Consider the following 20,555-nt stretch of genomic DNA (forward strand, 5'->3'; position numbering starts at 1 on the left):
CTTACGTGAATTGTCTTCCTAAGACCGCTTGGCCTCCGACTTCGTAACCACGTAATCTCGCGCAAGAGTGCGACGCACAAGGACAGTCACCCGTACGTGTGTCCGGCCAAGAACCACGTCCGCTGAAGCGACGAGAACGACGAGGTCCCGCCCGGAAGCGACCGGACGGGACCTCGGCTCGTGGCAACTCCCGCGACCACTACGCGAGCAGCGCCGGGATCGTCTCCTCGTGTGCCGTGCGCAGTTCGGCCAGCGGCAGCGAGAACTCGCCCTGGACCTCCACCGCGTCCCCGTCCACGACACCGACGCGGGTGGCCGGCAGGCCCCGCGCGCCGCACATGTCGTTGAAGCGGAGCTCCTCCGAGCGCGGGACGGCGACGACCGCGCGGCCCGCCGACTCCGAGAACAGGAAGGTGAAGGCGTCGAGCCCGTCCGGTACGACCAGACGCGCACCCTTCCCACCGAGCAGCGCCGACTCGACGACCGCCTGGACCAGACCGCCGTCGGACAGGTCGTGCGCGGAGTCGATCATGCCGTCGCGCGAGGCGGAGATCAGGATCTCGCCGAGGAGGCGCTCACGCTCCAGGTCGACCTTCGGGGGCAGGCCGCCGAGGTGGTCGTGGATCACCTGGGACCAGGCCGAGCCGCCGAACTCCTCACGGGTGTCGCCGAGGAGGTAGAGCAGCTGGCCCTCCTCCTGGAAGGCGACCGGCGTGCGGCGGGCCACGTCGTCGATGACGCCCAGCACGGCCACCACGGGGGTGGGGTGGATGGCCGCCTCGCCCGTCTGGTTGTACAGCGAGACGTTGCCGCCGGTCACCGGGGTGCCGAGCTGCTGACAGCCGTCGGCCAGGCCGCGCACGGCCTCCGCGAACTGCCACATGACCGCCGGGTCCTCCGGCGAGCCGAAGTTCAGGCAGTCGGAGACCGCGAGGGGCTTCGCGCCGGTCGTCGCGACGTTGCGGTAGGCCTCCGCCAGGGCCAGCTGCGCGCCCGTGTACGGGTCGAGCTTGGCGTACCGGCCGTTGCCGTCGGTCGCGATGGCGACGCCGAGGCCGGACTCCTCGTCCACGCGAATCATGCCCGAGTCCTCGGGCTGGGCGAGGACCGTGTTGCCCTGCACGAAGTGGTCGTACTGCTGGGTGATCCACTGCTTGGACGCCTGGTTCGGGGACCCGACCAGCTTCAGGACCTGGTCCTTCAGCTGCTCGCCCGTCGTGGGACGGGCCAGCTTGTTCGCGTCGTCGGCCTGGAGGGCGTCCTGCCACTCGGGGCGGGCGTAGGGGCGCTCGTAGACCGGGCCGTCGTGGGCGACCGTGCGCGGGTCGACGTCGACGATCTTGCCGCCGTGCCAGAAGATCTCCAGGCGGTCGCCATCGGTCACCTCACCGATGACGGTGGCGATGACGTCCCACTTGTCGCAGATCTCGAGGAACCGGTCGACCTTCTCCGGCTCCACGACCGCGCACATGCGCTCCTGCGACTCGCTCATGAGGATTTCCTCGGGCGAGAGGGTCGAGTCGCGCAGGGGGACGTCGTCCAGGGTGACGCGCATGCCGCCGGAGCCGTTGGACGCCAGCTCGGACGTGGCGCAGGACAGGCCCGCCGCACCGAGGTCCTGGATGCCGACGACCAGCTTCTCGGCGAACGCCTCCAGGGTGCACTCGATGAGGAGCTTCTCCTGGAAGGGGTCACCGACCTGGACGGCGGGGCGCTTCGACGGCTTCGCGTCGTCGAAGGTCTCGGAGGCCAGGATCGAGGCGCCGCCGATGCCGTCACCACCCGTGCGGGCACCGTAGAGGATGACCTTGTTGCCCGCGCCGGAGGCCTTGGCGAGGTGGATGTCCTCGTGCCGCATGACGCCGATGGCACCGGCGTTGACCAGCGGGTTGCCCTGGTAGCAGGCGTCGAAGACGACCTCGCCGCCGATGTTGGGCAGACCCAGGCAGTTGCCGTAGCCGCCGATGCCGGCGACGACGCCGGGCAGTACGCGCTTGGTGTCGGGGTGGTCGGCGGCGCCGAAGCGCAGGGGGTCCACGACGGCGACCGGGCGGGCGCCCATCGCGATGATGTCGCGGACGATGCCGCCGACGCCCGTGGCCGCGCCCTGGTAGGGCTCCACATACGACGGGTGGTTGTGCGACTCGACCTTGAAGGTGACCGCGTAGCCCTGGCCGACGTCGACGACACCGGCGTTCTCGCCGATGCCGACGAGCATCGCGTCGGACTCGGGGGCCTTCTCGCCGAACTGGCGCAGGTGGACCTTGCTGCTCTTGTACGAGCAGTGCTCGGACCACATGACGGAGTACATGGCGAGTTCCGCGCCGGTCGGGCGGCGGCCGAGGATCTCCACCACCCGCTCGTACTCGTCCTTCTTCAGGCCCAGCTCGGCCCAGGGCAGCTCGACGTCGGGGGTCGCGGTCGCGTGCTCGACCGTGTCCAGAGGCGTCCGGCTCATGCGTTGACCAGCTTCTTGAGAATCGACGTGAAGAACGGGAGGCCGTCGGTGCGGCCCGTACCGATCAGCGGCTCGACGGCGTGCTCGGGGTGCGGCATGAGGCCGACGACGTTCCCGGCGGCGTTGGTGATGCCGGCGATGTCGTTGAGCGAGCCGTTCGGGTTGCCGCATCCGTCGGCGGCGTCGCCGTCGACGACGTAGCGGAAGGCCACCCGTCCCTCGGCCTCCAGCTCGTCCAGCGTCCGCCGGTCGGCGACGTAGCGGCCGTCCATGTTCTTCAGCGGGATGCGGATCTCCTGGCCGGCGGTGTAGTCGCTGGTCCAGGCGGTGTCCGCGTTCTCCACCCGCAGCTTCTGGTCGCGGCAGATGAAGTGCAGGTGGTCGTTGCCGAGCATCCCGCCGGGCAGCAGGTGGGCCTCCGTGAGGATCTGGAAGCCGTTGCAGATGCCGAGCACCGGAAGGCCGGCCTTCGCCTGGTCGATGAGGGTGTCCATCACCGGCGAGAAGCGCGCGATGGCGCCGGCGCGCAGATAGTCGCCGTAGGAGAAACCACCGCAGAGCACCACGGCGTCGACCTGCCGCAGGTCCTTGTCCTTGTGCCAGAGGGCGACGGGTTCGGCGCCGGCGACGCGGATCGCGCGCTGCGTGTCCCGGTCGTCGAGACTGCCGGGGAAAGTGACGACGCCAATACGAGCCGTCACTTCACGGCCCCCGCGACTACGTCATCGGACTCGACCTTGACGGTGAAGTCCTCGATCACGGTGTTGGCGAGGAAGGATTCCGCAAGATCATGGATGCGGGCGAGGGCGGCGTCGTCGACCGGCCCGTCCACTTCCAGTTCGAATCGCTTTCCCTGACGTACGTCCGAGATCCCCTCGAAACCCAGCCGCGGCAGTGCGCGCTGCACCGCCTGGCCCTGGGGGTCGAGGATCTCCGGCTTGAGCATGACGTCGACTACGACGCGTGCCACTGGCACTCCCGGTGTGTGGTGCTGAGCAGGTCCCTTCAGACTACCCGTACAAAAATTCTACGCGCGTAGCCTTGGAGGAAACTACGTGACCACCATCACGATCGGGCATCGACGGGAGGCGGTCACGAAAAGCTTTGGGAAAGATCCCGGATCGAACCCGGCCGCCTATTGCGCGGTGGACACGCGGAGAGATTTAGTCGGGCTTCCCATTGCAATGCCGAGCACTGTACAAATGAAATGTCATTAGCCGATACTTTGCCCAAATACAGGCGAACAGTCGGCATCATCGCGGCGTCTTGGCACGACTTGGCACGTCATCGCGGAGATGCCGCACGAAGGGACCGATATTCGTGGCGCAGCATGTCGTAGTCACTCTCTTTGACGACATCGACGGCTCGGAAGCGGCGGAGACGATCGCCTTCGGTGTCGACGGCCGGATGTACGAGATCGACCTGAACGAAACCAATGCCCGGGAACTGCGCGAGGCGCTCGAGCCGTACGTCTCGGCCGGCCGCAAGCGGTCGCGCTCCGGCAGGACCTACCGGCAGACGGAGGTCGCCCCCGACCCGGCGGCGGTCCGGGCCTGGGCGCAGGCGAACAAGATGGACGTGCCCGCACGGGGCCGGATCCCGAAGAGGGTGTACGAGGCGTTCGCCGAGGCGCGGTGAGCCGCACGCCGGCCGCCCCTCCCGGCCGTCGGCACCTACGACTCCTTCTTCCGACTGCCCTTCCGGGCTGCTCCTCCCGGCCGGGACCCACGACTGTCACCCACGGTCGATCCGACCGGCCGGCACTCACGGTCGCCCCGCCCGGCTGACACCCAGGGCTGACACGAACGACTGAGCGGCGGCTGCCGACTGCCGCTCAGCCACCTCTCGCGGCAACCGACTTGCGCAGCACCCCGGGTGATCAGCTAAAGTCTGGAGCACGCCGAGGGGCAAGGCTGAGAGGCCCGGCTCACGGAACATGCGGGTGTAGTTCAGTAGTAGAACATCCCCCTTCCAGGGGGAAGGCGCAGTGTGCAATTCCTGTCACCCGCTCTGCATCGCCGTACCGATCACTGATGTCGATCAGGTAGGCTGGTGCTCGCACCGATCGGTGAACGCCGGTCGGAGGCAACGCGGACGTAGCTCAGCTGGTAGAGCGCAACCTTGCCAAGGTTGAGGTCGCGAGTTCGAACCTCGTCGTCCGCTCGCAGGAACAGGGGACCTTCCCGGGCCCCCGAACTCCTGGTGGAGTGGCCGAGAGGCGAGGCAACGGCCTGCAAAGCCGTCTACACGGGTTCAAATCCCGTCTCCACCTCCAAGGACGATTAGCTCAGCGGGAGAGCGCTTCCCTGACACGGAAGAGGTCACTGGTTCAATCCCAGTATCGTCCACACTGACCGAAGCCCCCGGCCGTCTCGTACGGCCGGGGGCTTCGTCGTGTCGTGTCCGCGCTGAGCTGGTCAGCTGGTCAGCTGGAGAAGAGCATGCGGCCGAAGCCCTTCTGACGGTGGTGGCCGTGGTGGCCGTGGTGGCCGTGGCCGGCGTGCGGGGCTCCCCAGGCGGGAGCCGGCGCTGCCGGGTAGGCCTGCGGGGCGGTCGGCGGGGGCGGCGGAGCGGGCTGGGACCACTGGGCCTCCAGCCGGGTCAGCGACTCCAGCTCGCCGTAGTCGAGAAAGATCCCGCGTCAGCCGCCGCACTGCTCGATCTGAACGCCGTTGCGGTTGTAGGTGTGCATCGGTGCGTGGCACTTGGGGCACTGCATGCTCGGCTCAACTCCTCGCCGGTCGGTCCTGCTTCGCGTATCGCCAGGACAGACTCTGTCCGGCTGCGGGTCGGTTGCACCCTACTTCGCGAAACTTCGGCTCAACCGCGTGGGGCTGAGGGACGGACAGATGCCATCCGCGTGCAGGCGTCGACCAGTGACCGGTCCACCTCGTCCAGGGGCCGGTCCTCCGCGACCGCCTTGGTGACGGCTCGGGCGGCGGTCTGCGCGGTGAGGGCGCGGGCCGGGACGTCCAGGGCCGGCCAGGGGTCGTCGTGCGACGGGACGGCGGGGCCGCCGGCCGCGCGGTAGGCGGTCAGGAAGCGATGCCACTCGTCGGGCGCCATCAGTCCGCAGGCGTACCAGGCCGCCGGGCGGGCCAGGTCCCAGGCCGGGACGCCGGTGCCGAGGTCGTCGACGTCTATCAGCAGCCAGGGGCCTTCGGCCGCTGGGTGGCGTATGAGCTGGCCGAGGTGGAGGTCACCGTGGCAGAGGGTGGCCGTGTCCGGCATGGCCGCCTCGTCGCGGGCCCACGCGGGGAGGGCGGCCCAGGCGTGCAGCACGGGGGCGGTCGCGGGGTGGTGCGGGGCGACGGCCCGGAGGCGTGCGACGGCTTGGGCCGCCTTCGCGGGGCCGCGCATGGGGGGTACGGCGACGGGGGCCGTCGTTCGGTGGAGGCGGGCGAGAAGGGTGGCCGCGGCCTCCCAGGGCGCCGCGTCCGGGTCCTGCGGGTCCACGGGGGTGCCGTACGGCCAGTAGGTGACGGGCCGCCCGTGCAGGGTGACGGGCGTCGGGCCGAGCGGGGGCAGGAGGATGCCGGGGAGCCGGGCGGCGACGGCGACACGGAGGGCCAGCTCGGCGGGGTCGGCGTCCGCCGCGTGGGCCTTGGCGACAGTGCCGGCGTGCCGGACGACGGTGGCGTCGGCGCGGTCGGCGAGAGTGGCGTCGCAGACGGTGGTCTCGGCGGGGGTGGTCGCGCCGCAGGGGCAGGCCGGGATATGAGTGTGGGCCGTCGCCCTGACACGGGCGGTCAGGGCGGGGAGGAGGGCATCCGTGGTCACAAAGTGAGGGTACGCAAGCACTCCTCACGCTCCGCCCCGTCGGCCGGGGCAAAAGCAATGCCGGCGCAGCTCCCCAGCTGCGCCGGCATTTTGCCGTCCGCCGCACCCCCGTCCCCACGGGGTTTCATGGATGGATGTCCCCGCCCGGACCGCTCTTCCGGGCCTGGGGACGCCGCTCAGCGCCCCAGCATCACACCCACGGACGACGCCTGTGTGGCCACTGTCTCCCACCCGTCGAAGACGAGGAGGAGCAGGGCCGCCAGGGGCAGGGCCATGAGCGTCGCCACCAAGGGGTGGCGACGTCCCTGACGGCGGCTTTCCCGTGTGCGGACCGGCGTCCGCGGTACCGTCTGGGCCATGGTCCCTCTCCTGACCGATTCCGTTGTCCTTGGCAGCGGCGGGCGTCTGACCTCGGGGGACGAGTTGCTGCACCCGCCGCTTGACCTCAAATCTATGCGTCCGGCGATCGCCGGACGTCATGCCCTCGTACCGAATGCCGGGCCTCCCGGAGGATGAGCCATGACCTGCGGTGTACTCCCCTGGGTGGAGACCGGGTCCCGGGTCTCGGGGTCTTCCCTGAGGGGGCATCCGCCGCGCCCCGGAATCTCCGCGCTGTCCGGTGACATCGCTCACGTCCGCCGGTTTCCCCCACATCCCTGTCCTCGCCCGGCGCGGCGCACCGTCCAGCATCACGCCACACGGGCGGGGCGTCCGCGCGGCGTCCCCCACCGTCCCCACCCGAGCACCCTCCCCCGGTCCAATGCCCGCTCCTCGGCGGGCGGTTGGGTTCACCGGTGAATCGAGCCAGGCCCACCCTCGCGCCCCCTGACCACCACTCAGCTCTCCCCTCCCGCACTGACAATCCGTCGCTCCGAGAGGGCGCGGCCTCTGCGCGCGGGCGGCCGTGGAAACGTAAGCTGTGGCTCGTCACAGGGACCGGGCAGCGGGGATGAACATGGCGATGATGCGCCTGAGGCGCGAGGACCCGCGCGTCGTCGGCTCGTTCAGGCTTCACAGGCGGCTCGGCGCGGGTGGAATGGGCGTGGTCTACCTGGGCTCCGACAAGAAGGGGCAACGGGTCGCGCTGAAGGTCATCCGGCCGGATCTGGCCGAGGACCAGGAGTTCCGCTCACGGTTCGCCCGCGAGGTCTCCGCGGCCCGGCGCATCCGGGGCGGCTGCACCGCGCGGCTGGTCGCCGCGGACCTGGAGGCGGACCGGCCCTGGTTCGCCACGCAGTACGTGCCCGGCCCCTCCCTGCATGACAAGGTCGCCGACGGGGGCCCGCTCGGCGCGGCGGACATCGCCGCCGTGGGCGCCGCCCTGTCCGAGGGACTCGTCGCGGTGCACGAGGCAGGGGTGGTGCACCGGGACCTGAAGCCGTCCAACATCCTGCTGTCCCCGAAGGGGCCGCGGATCATCGACTTCGGCATCGCCTGGGCGACGGGGGCCTCCACGCTCACGCACGTCGGCACCGCGGTCGGCTCCCCCGGGTTCCTCGCGCCGGAGCAGGTACGCGGGGCGGCGGTCACACCGGCGACGGACGTGTTCTCGCTCGGCGCCACACTGGCGTACGCGTCGATGGGCGACTCGCCCTTCGGGCACGGCAGTTCCGAGGTCATGCTCTACCGCGTGGTGCACGAGGAGGCCCAGCTGCACGGTGTCCCCGACGCCGTCGCACCGCTGGTGCGGGCGTGCCTGGCCAAGGACCCCGAGGAGCGGCCCAGCACGCTGCAGCTGTCGCTGCGGCTGAAGGAGATCGCCACCCGGGAGGCCCAGGGCCTGGCCGACGTACGGCCGCCCCCGCCGCGCGGCGGGGAGGCGGACATGCCCACGGGGCGACTCGCCGACACCTACCCGGAGCGTACGCAGCGGCGTCCGCAGGGCCGGCCGGGCGCTCAGGGCACGCCCGCGCCACGGAGCACGTCGGGGACCCGGGGCCCCGCACCCGCGCGCGGCGGCGATCCGTCACGCAGTGCCGACCCGACGCGCGGTGGCACCCCGCCACGCGGTGGCACCCCGCCACGCGGTGGCACCCCGTCGCGCAACGGATCCGCCGCCCGGGGCAGGAACGCCTCGCGTGGCGGCGGATCGGGGGCACGGTCCGGGTCGCGGCCCACGCCCGCCTCCCGCGACAACACCGGCCGGAACACCTCCCGCAAAGACAGCGGCGGCCGGCCCGCCCCGCGCAGCGGGGCCGGTCGTACTGCGCCGAGGACAACGGGGCCCGGATGGCGGCGGCCCGCCAACCCGCGGCTGCTCCGGCAGCGCCTGTTCGTCTTCGTGGTCGTGACGCTGCTGGTCGCGCTGGGAATCGCCGCGGCGCAGGGTTGCCAGGGGCCGTCGCAGGGGCTCGGCGACGATCGGAACGGCGTCCGGACGCAGCAGGAACAGACAGACGTACGGAACGACGTTCCCGGACGGCAGGCGCTCGGGCTGTGAGCGTCCGGGCTGTGAGCACGTGGGCTGAAGGGGCACCCGGGCTGAAGGCAGGCGTCGGCCAAGGGGGCGGTGTCTGGGCCGGATGGCAGCCGGCCGGGGGTCGGGGAGAGGGGCCCGCCCACCCGTCGGACGAACGACGCGAACGCACGCTCCGCGGCCGGGCAGGCCGGCCGGCGGGGACTACGCCGAAGGCCGTCCCGTCGCCACGGCGTAGAAGGCGACCGCTGCCGCCGCGCCGACGTTCAGGGAGTCGACGCCGTGGGACATCGGGATGCGGACCCACTCGTCGGACACCGCCAGGGCACGCCGGGACAGGCCGTCGCCCTCGGCTCCCAGCATGAGGGCCACCCGGTCCATCCGGTGCGGGGCGACCTCGTCGAGGGCCTTGGCCCGCTCGTCGGGGGTGAGGGCGAGGAGCGTGAAGCCCGCCTCGCGGACCGTCTCCAGGCCGGCCGGCCACCTGTCGAGGCGGGCGTACGGCACGGAGAAGACCGCGCCCATCGACACCTTCACGCTGCGCCGGTACAGGGGGTCCGCACAGTCCGGCGAGAGCAGGACCGCGTCCATGCCGAGGGCGGCGGCGGAGCGGAAGATGGCACCGATGTTGGTGTGGTCGTTGACCGACTCCATGACGACGACGCGGCGGGCGATGTGCAGCAGGTCGTCCGCCGCGGGCAGCGGCTTGCGCTGCATGGAGGCGAGCGCGCCACGGTGCACGTGGTAGCCGGTGACCCGTTCGGCGAGCGCGGGGTCGACGACGTACACCGGGGCGGGGGCCTCGTCGATGATGTCGCGCATGGTGTCGACCCACTTGGCCGAGAGCAGCATCGACCGCATCGCGTAGCCGGCCTCGCCGGCCCGCCGGACGACCTTCTCGCCCTCGGCGATGAACAGGCCCTCGGCGGGTTCGCGTCGACGGCGTAGTTCGACGTCGGTCAGGCCGGTGTAGTCGTGCAGACGCGGGTCGTCGGGGTCGTCGAGCGTGATGAGTTCGCCCATGTCAGACCGCCCCGTGCGGGCCGACGCCGACGACCTCGCCGACGACGATGACGGCGGGCGGCCTGACCTCCTGCGCGACGACCGTCTCGGCGACCGTGGCGAGGGTCGCGTCGACCCGGCGCTGGGCTGCCGTGGTGCCCTCCTGGACGAGGGCGACCGGAGTCTGGGGGGACTTGCCGTGCGCGACCAGGGTCTCGGCGATCCGGCCGATCTTGTCGACGCCCATCAGGATCACGAGGGTGCCGGTGAGCTTGGCGAGGGACGGCCAGTCGACCAGGGAGCGCTCGTCGTCGGGGGCGACGTGCCCGCTGACCACGGTGAACTCGTGGGCGACGCCCCGGTGCGTGACCGGGATACCGGCCGCGCCGGGGACCGAGACGGAACTGGAGATGCCGGGGACGACGGTGCACGGGATGCCCGCCTCGGCCAGCGCCTGTGCCTCCTCCATGCCGCGGCCGAAGACGAACGGATCGCCGCCCTTCAGCCGTACGACCGCCTTGCCCTGCTTGGCGTGCTCGATCAGCGCGTTGTTGATGGCCTCCTGGGCCATGAAACGGCCGTACGGGATCTTCGCCGCGTCGATGACCTCGACGTGCGGCGGCAACTCGGCGAGCAGGTCGCGCGGGCCGAGCCGGTCGGCGATGACGACGTCGGCCTCGGCGAGCAGGCGGCGGCCGCGGACGGTGATCAGGTCCGGGTCGCCGGGGCCGCCGCCCACCAGAGCGACTCCCGCGGTGCGGGTGCGGTGGTGCGGGGCGACGAGAGTGCCGTCACGCAGGCCCTCCACTACCGCGTCACGGATGGCGGCGGTGTGGCGGGGGTCGCGGCCACGCGCGTTCGTGGTGAGCACCGCGACGGTGACGCCCTCGCTGTGGCCGGTCGCCGGGGTCCATGCCGTGGCTCGGTCGGCATCGTCGGAGCGCACGCACCACACCCGGTGCCGCTCGGCCTCGGCGGAGGCCGCGGTGTTGGCCTCACTGTCGCTGGTCGCGATCAGCGCGTACCAGGCGTCCGCGAGGTCGCCCTCCGCGTAGGCGCGCCGCTCCCAGGTGATCTCGCCCGCGTCCGCCATGGCCTCCACCGACGGGGTCGCCTCCGGGGAGACGAGGTGGACGTCCGCGCCCGCCGCGATGAGGGCGGGCAGGCGGCGCTGGGCGACCTGGCCTCCGCCGAGGACGACCACGCGACGGCCGGTGAGGCGGAGGCCTACGGGGTAGGCGGGGTGTTCGGCCATGAGGGAGGGCTCCTCGTCCTGGCGGTGCGGTGGGCGCTGCGACTCTGGAGCGGCCCTGACGTGCGGATTCTATGAGACGCGTGGATGCGCGGGTATCCGTGGGACTTACCGATGCGCGGTGGTCCGTGAGACTCTCCGATGCGCGGTGGTCCCTGGACGACCTGCGGTGGTCCGAGGTCCGCGGTGCGCGGTGCCGTGGGTCGGGCGTACGGCGGGGTGGAGGGGGATGGGGCGGCGGCGACGGTCCTCCGCCGTGCCGTCCCTCCCCCGCCGCGGGGCTACTTCTCGGTGACACCCGCCGAGTCGAACGTCGCCACCTCGTGCATCGCCCGCGCGGTGCTCTGCACCATCGGCAGAGCGAGCAGCGCGCCGGTGCCCTCGCCGAGGCGGAGGTCGAGGTCGACCAGGGGGCGCAGGCCCAGCTTGCCCAGCGCGGCGACGTGGCCGGGCTCGGCGCTGCGGTGGCCGGCGATGCAGGCCGCGAGGACCTCGGGGGCGATGGCGCGGGCCACCAGTGCGGCGGCGCCGGCGCTGACGCCGTCCAGGATCACCGGCGTGCGCAGGGAGGCACCGCCGAGCAGCAGGCCGACCATGGCCGCGTGCTCGAAGCCGCCGACCGCGGCGAGGACGCCGATCGGATCGGCCGGGTCGGGCTGGTGCACCTCGAGCGCCCGGCGCACGACCTCGGTCTTGCGGACCAGGGTCTCGTCGTTGATACCGGTGCCCCGGCCAGTGACCTCGGCGGGGTCCGCGCCGGTGAAGACGGAGATGAGCGCGGCGGACGCGGTGGTGTTCGCGATGCCCATCTCGCCGGTGAGCAGCGCCTTGTTGCCGGCCGCCACCAGGTCGCGGGCGGTCTCGATGCCGACCTCGATGGCCCGCTTGGCCTCCTCGCGGGTCATCGCGGGGCCGGCGGTCATGTCGGACGTGCCCGCGCGGACCTTGCGGGGCAGTAGACCGGGCGTGGCGGGCAGGTCGGTGGCGACTCCGACGTCCACGACGCACACCTCGGCGCCGACCTGGGTGGCGAAGGCGTTGCAGACCGCTCCCCCGCCCAGGAAGTTGGCCACCATCTGTGCGGTGACCTCCTGCGGCCAGGGGGTGACGCCCTGGGCGTGCACCCCGTGGTCGCCGGCGAAGACCGCGACGGCCGCGGGCTCCGGGATCGGCGGCGGGCACTGGCGGGACAGGCCGGACAGCTGGGCGGAGATGATCTCCAGCATGCCGAGCGCGCCGGCCGGCTTGGTCATGCGCTTCTGCCGCTCCCAGGCTTCGCCGAGTGCTTTGGCGTCGAGCGGGCGGATCTGTGCGACGGTCTCGGCAAGCAGGTCGTGGGGTTCCTCTCCGGGCAGGGCGCGGCGGCCGTATGTCTCTTCGTGCACGACCCACGACAGCGGGCGGCGCTTGGACCAGCCGGCCTGCATCAGCTCGGGCTCGTCCGGGAACTCGTCGACGTATCCGACGCACAGGTAGGCGACGACGTCCAGGTGTTCGGGCAGGCCCAGGGCACGGACCATCTCCCGCTCGTCGAAGAAGCTGACCCAGCCGACGCCGAGGCCTTCGGCGCGGGCGGCGAGCCAGAGGTTCTCGACCGCGAGCGCGGAGGAGTACGGCGCCATCTGGGGCTGGGTGTGCCGGCCCAGGGTGTGCCGGCCGCCGCGGGTCTGGTCGGCGGTCACGACGATGTTGACCGGGGTGTCGAGGATGGCCTCGATCTTCAGTTCCTTGAACTGCTTGGCCCGGCCCTTGGGGAGGGACTTCGCGTACGCGTCTCGCTGACGTGTCGCCAGTTCGTGCATCGCGCGACGGGTGTCGGCGGAGCGGATGACGACGAAGTCCCAGGGCTGCGAGTGGCCGACGGAGGGCGCTGTGTGGGCGGCCTCCAGGACGCGGAGCAGCACCTCGTGCGGGATGGGGTCGCTGCGGAAGCCGTTGCGGATGTCACGGCGTTCCCGCATGACCTTCAATACGGCCTCGCGTTCGGCGTCGTCGTAGGCGGGTGCCGCCGGGCCGGTGGACTGCCGTACTTCCGCCACCGCGGCCGTGCTCGCGTCGTGCGTGTCTGCCTGGGCTTCGCCGGCTCCCCGCTCCGCGCCGACTTCCTGGTGTGCCCGGCCGAACTTCTCCGCCTCGGCGGACTGCGCCGCGGGGTCTTCCTGGTCGGCGGCGTGGGTGTCGAGGTCGTCGGCGTTCTGGACGAGTTCGGGGTCGGCCTCGCGCGGGGCGGGGACCGCGGCGACGGGGCCCGGCGCCTGCGCTGCCGCCTGAGGCACCTGGGGTACCTGGGGTACCTGGGGGAGGACGACAGCCTCGGGCGGCGTCGGGGCGAGGTGCGGGGCGGTGGGCACCTGACCGCCGTCGACCGGCACGAACCGGCCTCCGGCCCGGTCGGCATTCCGGCCCGCGGACTGGTCGGGGCTGTGGCTCACGGACTGGTCGGGGTGAGCCGCTTCCGGGTCGGTCGTACCCGCGGCGGCCACGTCGGATTCAGAGGGCTCGGGCGCGCTGTAGGGCATGTCCGCCGCCTGCGGCACTCCGGTGTCCATGAGGGACTGGGGACCCTGAGCGGGCTGCGGGTCGTCCGGGACGGGCTGGTGTACGGCGGCGGGCTGGAGTGGTGGCTGGTCCTGGACCGTGGGCCGGACGTCCGGCTGCGGTGCGGCGACACCCGGCGCGGCGGACAGCTCGTCCGAGCGCGGTGCGGCGACACTCTGCGGTGCGGGCCGCACGTCCGACTGCGGGAGCGTTGCCGCTGGCTGCACGGCCTGCTCGGACTGGCCACCCTCCTCGCTCTGTACGACCTGCTCGGGCTGGTCGGCCGACTCGGTCTGTACGACCTGCTCGGACTGACCACCCTGCTCGGTCTGTACGGTCTGCTCGGACTGACCACCCTGCTCGGTCTGTACGGTCTGCTCGGACTGACCACCCTGCTCGGTCTGTACGGCCTGCTCGGGCTGGCCACCCTGCTCGGCCTTTTCCTGTACCGGTGCGGGCTGCTGCGTGGCAGCCGGCGCCCCGGATGACGGTTCGGCCGCTGTCGGCTCGGGGGCGATCGCATCGGGGGTCTGGACGACCGCGGGTACGCCGGGTTCCTGTGCGTCCAGGACCACGGGGGCCTCGGCGAGCGTGGCGACCTGCGGCTCGGGAGCCTCGGTCGGCTCGACCGCCCGGACGGGCTCGGGCGCGGGTGCCTCTGGTGCCTCGGCGACCTGGGACTCCTCCGGCACAGGCTGTTCTGCGACCTCTCGGGACCGCTGAAGCGGCCGCACGGGCTCGGGCTCGGGTGCGACCACCTCGGGAGCCGGTACGGCTTCCACAGCGGGGGCGGGAACCGGGCCGGGCTCGGCCGCCTGCTCGGCATCGACCTCCGGAGCGGGCGGTGCGGCGGCCTGCTCGGCCTCCGGTACCGCCTCCGGTACCGGCGACACATCCGGTGCGGGCACCTCGTCCGCGCCGGTCTCGGCCACGTCCACGGCCACGGGCTCCTGCCCCTGGCCATCGGCGATCGGCGCCTCCTGACCGTACGTCACCTCGTCGCCCGGCACGGTGTCGGAACCGTCGGCGTCGCCGGCCACGGTCTCCGTCTCGGGCACGGTGTCCGTCTCGGCCACGGTCTCGGTCCGCGCCTCGACAAGAGCAGGGATGTCCCCGGTCTGAGTCTCGGCCTCCCCGGTCGTCCCGCCCGTCGCCGCCCCGGCCTCCGTCGCCACGCGGGTCACGAGTGCCTGGGCCGCGCCCACCGGCTCGGGCACCTGTACGAGTTCCGGCACCGGCGTCTGCTCCGGTACCGGAGCAACCGTTTCCGCATGCGCGGCCCCGGTAACAGGAGCCGCCGGTGCCTGCGGAGCGGCCTGCGCGCCCCAGGGCGCCGCCCCCTGCGGCGGCATCGCGGCGGCCTGCGGGGCGTCGAGGTACTCGGGACCGGCGGCCGGCGGACCGGCGGTCCGGACAGGCGCGTCGGCCGGGCCGCGGTCGGCGAGGGAGCGAACCGGGCTCGCGGAGGTGTCGGGGATCGGTGGACCCAGGTGCAACGGTCTGCGCGGCGGCACCGGGGCGGACGCGGGCTCCGGCGCCGGCGGCGGCTCGGGCAGGCGGACGCCGCTGAGGTCGACCGAGCCGCTGTCGCGGCCCGACATCTCGTGCGGGCCCGGCTGGTGCACGGTCTCGACGACCGGCTCCGGCGCGGGCGGCGCGACCTCGTTGCCCCAGGCACTCTGGGCTCCCGGCAGCAACAACAGGTCCTCGTCCTCGGCGGTGGTCTCGGAGAGGTAGGTGTACGCGCCGGGTACGGGGACGCCCGGCTGCTCCACCATGCCTGCGTTCTCCGGCAGCCCCTCGCCCGGGATCTGGCCGGTGTCGGTCATGCGTAACCCCTCGCCCATCGGTAAGTGCTTCTACGACCAGCTACACCCGGGACGGCGCACCGACCGCCCCGCAGTGAAGAACGAGCGTGCGTGCCCAGCGGCACGAACGACCCGCCGGAAAAGACGACAAAGCCATTGAACGGCATTGTCGCGGTCGTTCCCCCGTCACGACAGCCTGATCCGCGACGGCCCGCTGTGGACTGCGCCACGTTGCGCGTCCTCCGGTTCTGCCGTACCACGCCCAGCCCGGAACGGGACGGTTTTTACGGACATTGACCGACGAAGTGTCGGGTGTCCGAACGCGGTACAACAATCCGCCAGCCTACCCCGCGCTGTATGACAACCCGATCACGGGGCGCGGTCGCGCAGTACCCCGCTGAGCAGGAACGCGACGCTCCGCTCCGTCTCCCTCCAGGCCCGGGTGTCCAGTCCGACGGACTGCAGCAGAGCGCACTCGACCCGGTAGCCGTGCTCCGTCAGGTCCCTGCCGACCAGTTCCGCCGCGTCACGGGTCGCGGCGTGCGCGACGATGCGCTGCGGCCGCCGGTCGGCGACCGCGGAGACCACGGCCGCTCCCCCGCCGCCGACCCGGACGACGTCGGGTTCGGGGAGGTCCTCCAGGACGTGCGGGGCGGTGCCGTGCACGATCTGGAGCTGGGCGCCGAAGTGACGCGCGGTGGCCTCGGCGCGGGCACAGGCGTCCGGGGCACGGTCGACCGCGATGACGGCGGCACCCGCGCGGGCGGCCTCGGTGGCGAAGGCACCGCTGCCGCAGCCGATGTCCCACACCAGGTCGCCGAGGCGCGGTCCGAGCCGGGCCAGTTGGGCCGTGCGGAGCAGGTCTGTCTCACCCTCGCCGAGGCCGCCGCCGTACGCCTCGGCGGGCAGGGCCCAGCCGCGCGGCCCGGCGGCGGGGTCGCGGCCGGCGATCCAGCCGGCACCGTCGGTCGCGGTGCCGGGACCGACGCTCCCGCCGACGACGATGACGACGTTCGGGTCGCGCCAGGTGTGGTCGGCGGCCTTGTCGGAGGTGACGACGGTGACCCGTTCCCGTGTGGTGCCGAGCTCCTCGCAGATGACGAAGGTGCGGTGGACGCCCTCCATCAGCAGGCCGAGCTCGGCGGGTCCGGCGCCCGGGGAGGTGAGGACCGCGACCTTGGTGTGGGCCCGGCACACGTTCACCGCGCGTCGCAGGGTGCGGGGGTGGGCGACGACCACATGGGCGTCGTCCCAGGGCATACCGGCGCGCGCGAAGGCGGTGGCCACGGAGGAGACCGCCGGGACGACCTCGACCTCCAGGCCGAACTCGGGAGCGCGCAGGGTGCGTACGACGCCGAAGAAGCCGGGGTCGCCGTCGGCGAGCACGACCGCCGTGCCACGGTGGGCGGCGACCCGGCGGGCGGCGAGGGCGACGCTGCCGAGACGGAGGCGCTCGGCCGCGGGGGGCACCTCGGGAAGTGCCAGGTGGTGGGCGGCGCCGGCCACCAGTGTCGCGGCGCCCAGTGCGGAGCGCGCCGCGGCGGTCAGTGGCGAACCGTCCCAGCCGATCACCGTGACCCGGTCGGCCATCGTCGTCAGTCTCCAGGGTGTTCGCGGGTCGTGGTCGCGGAACCGTTCGCGGGCGCGCCCCGTGAGGGTACCCGGTGCGGCCCGGGGACGGGGCGGTGGCGCGGTCGGGCCCCGGTGGATCAGTTCCAGTCGGTGAAGGTGGTGAAACCGTTGTGGTCGGGCAGTGGCCCGGCCGCGCCCTCGAGGTCCTCCGGCAGCAGGCTCCACACGATGAAGTCGGTGCGTACGTCCGTCCAGACACCGTCGTCGGTACGGACGCGGGCTATGCAGGCGTTGCGCAGGACGCCCTCGCTGATGCAGCCGATGCGCTGGGCGACCTGCTGGGAGGCGGTGTTGCCGGCGGCGGTGCGCAGCTCGATGCGTTCGAACTTCTGGTCGGCGAAGAGCCATTGCGCGGTGGCCAGCGCCGCTTCGGAGGCATACCCCTCGCCCCGGGCCCAGGGGGCGACGATGTACGACAGCTCGGTGGCCCGTACCTGCCAGTCGGTTCTGGTCAGCTGGATGACGCCGACCAGCCGCTGGGTGAGGAACTCGGTGACCGCGAGGTCGAGTCCGCGGCCGGCCGTGCGCTGGGCGAGGGCGTACTCGCCGATCCAGGTGTGTGCGCCCTGCTCGGTGAAGGGCTGCGGGACGTGGGTCCAGGCGGCGACCTGCTCGTCGTTCATCATGGCGGTGAGGGCCGGGACGTCGTCCTCGTCGAGGGGACGCAGCACCAACCGCTCCGTGCTGATGGAGATGTTGGGGAAGGTGCTCGTCATGCGCCGCTCCGTAACCTGTGTGACCGTCAGGGCCTGCTCGAACTGCCCAGCATGCAGCATGCGGGCATGCGACCACACCACGGGGTCCGCCCCGTTTCGGAGCGGACCCGGTGGGGACGCGGGGCTCGGATCAGAAGGTGGGGAGCACGGAGCCGGCGTAGTTGTCCTCGATGAACTTCTCGACCTCGGGCGAGGTGAGGAGCTTGGCGAGCTTCTTCACGCGCGGGTCGTCCTCCTGGCCCTCCTTGACGACGAGAAGGTTGACGTTCGGGTTCTCCTCGGCGGACTCCAGGACGAGGGCGTCCTCCGCCGGCTTGAGGTCGGCCTCCAGGGCGTAGTTGCCGTTGATGACCGACGCGTCGACGTCGCCCAGGGAACGCGCGGTCTGGGCCGCCTCCAGTTCCTTGAACTTGAGGTCCTTCGGGTTCTTGGTGATGTCGGCGGGGGTGGCCGAGTTGCCGGCGCCGTCCTTGAGGGTGATCAGCCCCTCCGAGGCGAGCAACTGGAGGGCCCGGGCCTCGGTGACGGTGTCGTTGGGGAGGGCGATGGTCGCGCCGTTCTTCAGGTCGCCGGCGCTGTCGGCCTTCTTCGAGTAGAGGCCGAGGGGCTCCAGGTGCACCGAGACGACGGACTTCAGGTGGGTGCCGTTCTTCTTGTTGAAGTCCGCGAGGTAGGGCTCGGTCTGGAAGTAGTTCGCGCCCACCGAGCCGTCCTCCGTCGCCGTGTTCGGCGTGACGTAGTCGGTGAACTCCCTGACCTCCAGGTCGAGGCCCTCCTTCTGCGCCAGGTTGTCCTTGACGTAGGTGAGGATCTCGGCGTGCGGGACGGGCGTCGCGGCGACGACCAGCGGGCCGGAGGTGTCGGAGGCGGAGTCCTGGTCCGAGCCGCAGGCGGTCAGGCCGAGGGTGAGGGCTCCGGCGGCGAGGACAGCGGTGGTGATCTTGGCGGTGTTACGCACGAAAAGTGCCTTTCCTGAGGTGGTGCGACCCCGTCTTGTGTGGATACGGGGAGTCTGGGGGTGCGGGTTACGCGACCTTGCTCACGTCGGCCGCCGCGGGCGTCCCGGCCTTGAGCAGCCGGAGCCTGGGGGCCGCGCCCCCGCGTCCGCCGCGGCGGTGCAGGGTGCGGGCCGCGTAGTCGCCGGCGAACTGGATGACGGAGATGACGACGGCGAGGATCGCGACGGTGATCCACATCATTCCGGTCTCGAAACGCTGGTAACCGACGCGGACGGCGAGGTCACCGAGTCCGCCGCCGCCGACGGTGCCGGCCATGGCGGAGTAGCCGATGAGGGCGATGATCGTGGTCGTGGTGCTCGCGATCAGCGACGGGAGCGCCTCGGGGACCAGGACCTTGCGGACGATGGTCCAGGTGCTGCCGCCCATGGACTGGACGGCCTCGACGAGCCCCCCGTCGACCTCGCGGACGGCTGTCTCGACGAGCCTCGCGAAGAAGGGGATGCCGCCGATGGCGAGCGGGACGATGGCGGCCTCGCTGCCGATGGTCGTCCCGGTGACCCAACGGGTGAAGCTCATCAGCGCGACCATGAGGATGATGAACGGCATCGATCGGCCGATGTTCACGACCTGCCCGATGACCTTGTTGACCACGACGTTCTGCAGCAGGCCGCCCCGGTCCGTGAGGACGAGGAGCACGCCGAGCGGGAGCCCGGCCACCACGGCGATCAGGGTGGACCAGCCGACCATGATCAGGGTCTCCCAGGACGCCTGCTCCAGCAGTGGCTGCATCTCGGACCAGGTCACTTGGCACCTTCCTTCACCAGCAGGGACGGCTGCCGCTCGCCGCTGATCACGTCGATCTGGAGGCCCTGCTCGCGCAGGAAGCCGACGGGTACGACGTTGTCCTCGTAGCGGCCGGGCAGTTCGATGCGCATCCGGCCGACCTGGAGGCCGCCGACGGTGTCGATGGCGGCACCGAGGATCGATATGTCGATGTTGTAGGTGCGGGACAGCTGGGAGATGACGGGCTGGGTGGCGGCGTCGCCGTGGAAGGTGACGTCGAGGACGGTGCGGTCGTCCCCGGTCGCGTCGCCGCCGACCGGGAAGAGGGCGGCGGCCAGCTCGGAGCCCGGGGTGGCGAGCAGTTCGCCGACCGTGCCGGACTCGACGACGCGGCCCCGGTCCATGAGGGCGGCCGAGTCGCAGACGTTCTTGACGACGTCCATCTCGTGGGTGATGAGCAGGACGGTCAGCCCGAGCTGCCGGTTCAGGTCGCGCAGCAGCTGGAGAATGGAGCGGGTGGTCTCCGGGTCGAGGGCGCTGGTGGCCTCGTCGGAGAGCAGGACCTTGGGGTCGCCGGCCAGGGCGCGGGCGATGCCGACGCGCTGCTTCTGGCCGCCGGAGAGCTGGGCCGGGTAGGCCCCCGCCTTGTCGGCGAGACCGACGAGGTCGAGCAGTTCCAACGCCTTGCGGGAACGTTCCTTCCCGGACTTGCCGAGGATCTCCAGCGGCAGTTCGACGTTGTCCCGCACGGTCCGGGTGGAGAGCAGGTTGAAGTGCTGGAAGACCATGCCGATACGGCTGCGCGCCTGCCGCAGCTCCTTGCCGGCCCGGGGGCCCCGGCCGGCCAGCGCGGTGAGGTCCTGGCCGGCGACGGTGACCGTGCCGGAGGTGGGGCGCTCCAGGAGGTTGACGCAGCGGATGAGCGAGGACTTGCCGGCGCCGGACTGGCCGATGACGCCGTACACCTCGCCCTCGCGGACGTGCAGGTCGACGCCGTCCAGGGCGGTGACCTCGCGGCCGCGTGAGCGGTAGACCTTGGTAAGGCCCGATGTGGTGATCACGTGGGTTTCCGTCACTGTCGAGTGCGCGGCGCGGTGCTGTGCGCCGGGCACGGGGCGTTGTTCTTCTGGGGCTTGGGGTCCTTCGGAACGCGGCACGGTTCTCGCGGTGGCGATACGCGGTGGTGGCGGAACCTGGGAGAAACGAAGTCG

Annotated in this window: 15 protein-coding genes, 4 tRNA genes and 1 pseudogene; 6 read left to right on the forward strand and 14 right to left on the reverse strand. The window is 72.0% G+C overall.

All coding sequences use genetic code 11. The features are described 5' to 3' along the window. Positions 1-199: 199 nt before the first annotated feature. The 3 genes from purL to purS are packed head-to-tail and all read right to left on the reverse strand — an operon-like array spanning position 200 to position 3,428. The gene (gene purL / locus ABEA26_RS27415) at positions 200-2,458 is read right to left on the reverse strand and encodes a phosphoribosylformylglycinamidine synthase subunit PurL (RefSeq protein WP_345596036.1); all 2,259 of its coding nucleotides are present in this window, start codon (positions 2,456-2,458) and stop codon (positions 200-202) included. Beyond that, complete coding sequence (gene purQ, locus ABEA26_RS27420) at positions 2,455-3,159, reverse strand: phosphoribosylformylglycinamidine synthase subunit PurQ (RefSeq protein ID WP_345596037.1); 705 nt, start codon at positions 3,157-3,159, stop codon at positions 2,455-2,457. The genes purL and purQ overlap by 4 nt, the downstream gene beginning before the upstream one ends. Further along, entirely contained in the window at positions 3,156-3,428 is a 273-nt protein-coding gene (purS, locus tag ABEA26_RS27425; protein WP_053133538.1) for a phosphoribosylformylglycinamidine synthase subunit PurS, read from the reverse strand. The genes purQ and purS overlap by 4 nt, the downstream gene beginning before the upstream one ends. Positions 3,429-3,778: 350 nt before the next feature. Here purS and ABEA26_RS27430 point away from each other — a divergent pair, with 350 nt between their 5' ends. The 5 genes from ABEA26_RS27430 (at position 3,779) to ABEA26_RS27450 (ending at position 4,806) form a co-directional block, all read left to right on the forward strand. Then, complete coding sequence (locus ABEA26_RS27430; RefSeq protein WP_345596038.1) at positions 3,779-4,096, forward strand: histone-like nucleoid-structuring protein Lsr2; 318 nt, start codon at positions 3,779-3,781, stop codon at positions 4,094-4,096. Positions 4,097-4,396: 300 nt separating this feature from the next. Next, positions 4,397-4,468, forward strand: a tRNA-Gly gene (locus ABEA26_RS27435). 80 nt (positions 4,469-4,548) lie between these two features. After that, positions 4,549-4,621 (forward strand) — tRNA-Gly (locus tag ABEA26_RS27440). A gap of 38 nt (positions 4,622-4,659) precedes the next feature. Then, positions 4,660-4,733, forward strand: a tRNA-Cys gene (locus ABEA26_RS27445). Position 4,734: 1 nt separating this feature from the next. Continuing rightward, a tRNA-Val gene (locus ABEA26_RS27450) sits at positions 4,735-4,806 on the forward strand. Between the two features lie 77 nt (positions 4,807-4,883). Here the strand turns inward: ABEA26_RS27450 and ABEA26_RS27455 are convergent. The 3 genes and pseudogenes from ABEA26_RS27455 to ABEA26_RS27465 form a co-directional block, all read right to left on the reverse strand. After that, positions 4,884-5,177, reverse strand: a pseudogene (locus tag ABEA26_RS27455) (TFIIB-type zinc ribbon-containing protein). Between the two features lie 101 nt (positions 5,178-5,278). Continuing rightward, positions 5,279-6,238 (reverse strand): phosphotransferase family protein, encoded by a 960-nt coding sequence (locus ABEA26_RS27460; RefSeq protein ID WP_345596039.1) that lies wholly within the window; start codon positions 6,236-6,238, stop codon positions 5,279-5,281. Between the two features lie 176 nt (positions 6,239-6,414). Next, positions 6,415-6,597 (reverse strand): hypothetical protein, encoded by a 183-nt coding sequence (locus tag ABEA26_RS27465; protein ID WP_345596040.1) that lies wholly within the window; start codon positions 6,595-6,597, stop codon positions 6,415-6,417. 590 nt (positions 6,598-7,187) lie between these two features. Here ABEA26_RS27465 and ABEA26_RS27470 point away from each other — a divergent pair. Then, positions 7,188-8,678: a serine/threonine protein kinase gene (locus ABEA26_RS27470; RefSeq protein WP_345596050.1), complete on the forward strand. Its 1,491-nt coding sequence runs from the start codon at positions 7,188-7,190 to the stop codon at positions 8,676-8,678. Between the two features lie 180 nt (positions 8,679-8,858). On the opposite strand, the gene ABEA26_RS27475 is transcribed toward ABEA26_RS27470, so the two are convergent. The 8 genes from ABEA26_RS27475 to ABEA26_RS27510 form a co-directional block, all read right to left on the reverse strand. Further along, on the reverse strand, positions 8,859-9,677 hold the full coding sequence (locus ABEA26_RS27475; protein ID WP_345596041.1) for a TrmH family RNA methyltransferase: 819 nt from the start codon (positions 9,675-9,677) through the stop codon (positions 8,859-8,861). A 1-nt stretch (position 9,678) separates the two neighbouring features. After that, entirely contained in the window at positions 9,679-10,911 is a 1,233-nt protein-coding gene (gene cobA / locus ABEA26_RS27480; RefSeq protein WP_345596042.1) for a uroporphyrinogen-III C-methyltransferase, read from the reverse strand. A gap of 278 nt (positions 10,912-11,189) precedes the next feature. Continuing rightward, entirely contained in the window at positions 11,190-15,275 is a 4,086-nt protein-coding gene (gene cobT, locus ABEA26_RS27485; protein ID WP_345596043.1) for a nicotinate-nucleotide--dimethylbenzimidazole phosphoribosyltransferase, read from the reverse strand. Between the two features lie 348 nt (positions 15,276-15,623). After that, positions 15,624-16,844: a precorrin-6y C5,15-methyltransferase (decarboxylating) subunit CbiE gene (gene cbiE, locus ABEA26_RS27490; RefSeq protein WP_345596044.1), complete on the reverse strand. Its 1,221-nt coding sequence runs from the start codon at positions 16,842-16,844 to the stop codon at positions 15,624-15,626. Between the two features lie 119 nt (positions 16,845-16,963). Then, positions 16,964-17,602 carry a GNAT family N-acetyltransferase gene (locus tag ABEA26_RS27495; RefSeq protein WP_345596045.1) on the reverse strand — a complete coding sequence of 213 codons (639 nt, stop codon included), beginning with the start codon at positions 17,600-17,602 and terminating at the stop codon, positions 16,964-16,966. 130 nt (positions 17,603-17,732) lie between these two features. Then, complete coding sequence (locus ABEA26_RS27500) at positions 17,733-18,560, reverse strand: MetQ/NlpA family ABC transporter substrate-binding protein (protein WP_345596046.1); 828 nt, start codon at positions 18,558-18,560, stop codon at positions 17,733-17,735. A gap of 67 nt (positions 18,561-18,627) precedes the next feature. Then, positions 18,628-19,365 (reverse strand): methionine ABC transporter permease, encoded by a 738-nt coding sequence (locus ABEA26_RS27505; protein WP_345596047.1) that lies wholly within the window; start codon positions 19,363-19,365, stop codon positions 18,628-18,630. After that, positions 19,362-20,405, reverse strand: coding sequence for a methionine ABC transporter ATP-binding protein (locus ABEA26_RS27510; protein WP_345596048.1), 1,044 nt, complete (start codon positions 20,403-20,405; stop codon positions 19,362-19,364). Before ABEA26_RS27510 ends, ABEA26_RS27505 begins: the two co-directional genes overlap by 4 nt. Positions 20,406-20,555: the final 150 nt, after the last annotated feature.

It is taken from the genome of Streptomyces marokkonensis, assembly GCF_039539045.1.
GTDB lineage: Bacteria > Actinomycetota > Actinomycetes > Streptomycetales > Streptomycetaceae > Streptomyces > Streptomyces marokkonensis.

Bases quoted from the DNA above. Each gene is read 5' to 3' on its own strand.
- ABEA26_RS27495 (WP_345596045.1), bottom strand. From the start codon at position 17,602: ATGACGAGCACCTTCCCCAACATCTCCATCAGCACGGAGCGGTTGGTG.
- ABEA26_RS27470 (WP_345596050.1), top strand. From the start codon at position 7,188: ATGAACATGGCGATGATGCGCCTGAGGCGCGAGGACCCGCGCGTCGTC.
- cobT (WP_345596043.1), bottom strand. From the start codon at position 15,275: ATGACCGACACCGGCCAGATCCCGGGCGAGGGGCTGCCGGAGAACGCA.
- ABEA26_RS27465 (WP_345596040.1), bottom strand. From the start codon at position 6,597: ATGGCCCAGACGGTACCGCGGACGCCGGTCCGCACACGGGAAAGCCGC.
- cbiE (WP_345596044.1), bottom strand. From the start codon at position 16,844: ATGGCCGACCGGGTCACGGTGATCGGCTGGGACGGTTCGCCACTGACC.
- purL (WP_345596036.1), bottom strand. From the start codon at position 2,458: ATGAGCCGGACGCCTCTGGACACGGTCGAGCACGCGACCGCGACCCCC.
- cobA (WP_345596042.1), bottom strand. From the start codon at position 10,911: ATGGCCGAACACCCCGCCTACCCCGTAGGCCTCCGCCTCACCGGCCGT.
- ABEA26_RS27475 (WP_345596041.1), bottom strand. From the start codon at position 9,677: ATGGGCGAACTCATCACGCTCGACGACCCCGACGACCCGCGTCTGCAC.